The sequence below is a fragment of the Mesorhizobium sp. M7A.F.Ca.CA.001.10.2.1 genome (assembly GCF_003998575.1).
Classification (GTDB): domain Bacteria; phylum Pseudomonadota; class Alphaproteobacteria; order Rhizobiales; family Rhizobiaceae; genus Mesorhizobium.
In genome coordinates this window covers 1-2,249 of the sequence record NZ_RZQY01000828.1, presented here as the reverse complement: position 1 = coordinate 2,249, position 2,249 = coordinate 1, and the positions used below count along the sequence as shown (strand labels likewise).

General features: G+C 63.9%; 2 protein-coding genes. Both read left to right on the top strand.

Annotation, left to right across the window (positions count from 1 at the left end; genetic code table 11):
* On the top strand, positions 1–1,394 hold a 1,394-nt coding region (locus EN964_RS32275), incomplete at its 5' end, for a mercuric reductase (protein WP_164776205.1).
* A gap of 165 nt (positions 1,395–1,559) precedes the next feature.
* Positions 1,560–2,249, top strand: a 690-nt coding sequence (locus EN964_RS32270; protein ID WP_164776203.1) for a glycosyltransferase, incomplete at its 3' end; no start/stop codon positions are given.

The following is a 2,249-nucleotide window of genomic DNA, read 5'->3' as shown; positions in this document are numbered from 1 at the left end:
CGGCTGGGCTGACCGCCGCCTACGAAGCGGCCGGCCTCGGCGCAAAGGTCGCGCTCATCGAGCGCAACCTGATCGGCGGAACTTGCGTCAATGTCGGTTGCATCCCGTCGAAGTCGATCATCCGCACCGCAAGGCTTTATGCCGACATGCGCGATGCCGAGAATTTTGGCGGCGACATGCCGGACCGTCTTCACGTCAACTTTCAGCGCGCCATGACGCGGATGCGGCAGATCCGGCAGCGGATCAGCCGCGCCGATGCCGCCGATAGCCTGATTTCCGAAGGCATCGACCTTTATTTCGGCGAAGCGCGGTTTTCCGGAAGGGACGCTGTCACGGTCGCCGGACAAACCTTGCGTTTCAGGAAGGCGCTGATCGCGACAGGCGCGCGCCCGAGGCTGCCGACCATCCCGGGGCTGGTCGAGGCCGGCTATCTCAGCAACGAGACCATGTTCGATCTCACGGAGTGCCCGAAGCGGCTTCTGGTCATCGGCGGCGGCCCGCTCGGTTGCGAGGCGGCGCAGGCCTTCTGCCTGCTGGGCGCGAAGGTCATCCAGGCGCAGCGCGAACCGATGTTCCTGCCCGGTGAGGAACGCGATGCCGCCCAAATCCTTTCGGACGCGCTGGCGCGCGAGGGTGTCGAGGTTCGCCTCAACACCGAGGTGGTGGCGGTGCGGACGGAAGGCGGCAAGAAGCTCGCCGACCTGGTGTGCGACGACATCACGACGACGATTTCCGTCGATGAGATCATCACTGGCATCGGCCGATCGCCCAATGTCGACGGCCTCGACCTGGAAAACGCCGGGGTGGCATACGATGCCGACGGTATCAAGGTGGACGACTGTCTCCGCACCACAAATCCGCGCATCTATGCGGCGGGCGATGTCTGCCTCGCCTATAAATTCACCCACACCGCCGAGGCGACAGCCCGCATGGTCGTGCGCAATGCCCTGTTTCTCGGACGCAGGAAGCTGAGCGAACTGGTCATTCCGTGGTGCACCTATACCGATCCGGAGATCGCCCATGTCGGCCTCTATCCGGCGGAGGCGCGCCAGAACGGCATCCCGGTCAAGACCTATACAGTGCTGATGCACGATGTCGCCCGTGCGGTTATGGACGGCGAGGAGGAGGGTTTTGTCAAAATCCACGTCAGGGAGGGGTCCGACCGCATCCTGGGCGCCACGGTCGTTGCCAGCCATGCCGGCGAGATGATCAATGCGGTGTCGCTGGCGATCAAATCGGGCATGGGATTGCGTGCGCTGGCCGACGTCATCCATCCATTCCCGACGCAGGCGCAAGGCATCAAGATGGCCGGCGACGCCTATCGGCGGACAAGGCTCACCTCATCGTGGAAGCGTCTGGCGGGCCGCTGGTTGGCGTGGTCCAGGCGATGGTGATATTCCGGCAGCCTGCCGCAACTGGTGCATCTGACAATCAGCGACGATGCGGCGCTTGACGAAAGGCTCGTCGGCTGAACAAGTCGAAGCCGATTGTTATGGTTTGGGGCCGTCACGCATGCCGTCTGGAATGAAGTCTCAGGCGCAAAGCCCAGAGCGTCCACTTTGAAACCCGCGGGCGCACAACCGCTCGACGCTGTCTCCGCGGCGAAAGCCGGGCGACGTGTGCTGGTTGTGTCCCACGATCCAGCCTTTCCGCCGATCTCAGGCGCGGATCTGCGGAACTATCGCAATGCTGAGTCTGCTGCGCAATTCGGCCCGGTCTGCCTGGTATCTGTGCTGCCGCAGGCGACGGAAACAACCGATCCGTCGATCCGCACCGAAGCCTTGTCGATCAAGGGAGAGGCCCGCTCCAGTTCGATCGGGTGGTGGCGTATAAGGGCGGAGCGTCGCATCTCGCGCGTCGCCTTGACGCGGCTGGAGACACTGGTTCGGGACTTCCGCCCGGACACGGTGCTGATCGAGGGCATCGGCCTGTTCAAGCTGCTGCGGCCTTTGCGGGCACTGACGAAACAGCTCATCCTCGACATGCACAATGTTGAGTCCGACCTGGCGGGTCAGCTGCGGCACGTCGATGCGAAGCGGGCTGCGGTGGCGACGATCAGCGAGGGCCTTGGCATCAGGCGTCTCGAGAGAAAGGCGCTTGCCCTTGTCGACAGGGTCTGGGTCTGCTCGAGCCAGGATCGAGAGCGGTTGATGGCGCTTTCCCGGCACAAGTTGCCGATCGATGTCGTTCCAAACGGAATTCCGCACGCCGGGCACAGCCCCGAAACGCTGCCCGCCGAGCCCGTATCC